At 60.6% G+C, this 931-nt stretch carries 1 protein-coding gene; it reads left to right on the forward strand.

Annotated elements, in window-relative coordinates; translation table 11 throughout:
• Nucleotides 1–645: 645 nt before the first annotated feature.
• A partial coding sequence (locus tag NW837_RS14610) for a hypothetical protein (RefSeq protein WP_414332299.1) occupies nucleotides 646–931 on the forward strand: 286 nt, incomplete at its 3' end.

Below are 931 nucleotides of genomic sequence, written 5' to 3' on the forward strand. Positions count from 1 at the left end.
TGCTACCCCCCCCAACCTGTGCAGTGCCGAAAACCGTACTACGGGGGGCTTTTAAGACTCGGATCGATAGTTAATTCGCGCGCTGTAGCAGCCGAGCTTCGCTGGAACGCGCCGTGCATGGCGAACGCTTGTTGAAATCCCGAACGGCGAGCTGCGGCGCGCCAAAAAAAAGGAACTGTGCTACTTTTGCCGAAACTTATGGGTATGCGAAACCTAACGATTGGCGTTCTCGCCGTGCTGGTCGCATTGGGGAGTGCGTCGCTGTATGCAAGCCTTGCACAACGCGATGCGGAACCGATGGTTGCACGCTGCAATCCACACGGGATCTGCAAAGCGTGCAAGAACTGCAAGTATTGCAAGCACTGCTCCAAAGACGGTGGCACCTGCTCCGTGTGCCGCTAACGCCTGCACAGGATAGCACAAGCACGCAGCGAGTGTGCGCGTGTGCATCTCCCACGCACACCGCGATTGCTTGCACCCATCCGCTTTTCGCCCCCCCTGTGCGGTCAACTTGACCGCACAGGGGGGTGATTGTTCCACGCGGGGCGCACCCGCCCGCCCGTCGGTTTCCACTTCGCGCAACGGTGCTGCAGCCGATACGCATCCACAACGCGCACGCGCCGCGTTGCCGTAATGTGTTATGGTATGAAACGCCGTGAACGGGTGTTTGGTCATGTGCGTTCGATTCTGCAGGCGCGGGGCGAAGCGACTTACGCCGAACTGCTTCACGGTCTGGCGCGAAACGGCGTGCGTCTGAGTTATCGTGCGCTTCAAGCCCGCGTGAAACGGTGGGAACGCAAGGGCTGGATACGCATTCGTCGGCACGGGTTCCCCGCCCGCGCGTCTCTTTTTTTGCCCGACGAGCGTGCAATCAGGGCTGACATGGCGTCAGAACCACAGCCAACGACTCTCGCGGGGCTTGTGGCGCGGA

It is taken from the genome of Synechococcus sp. R6-10, assembly GCF_047461815.1.
GTDB lineage: Bacteria > Cyanobacteriota > Cyanobacteriia > Thermostichales > Thermostichaceae > Thermostichus.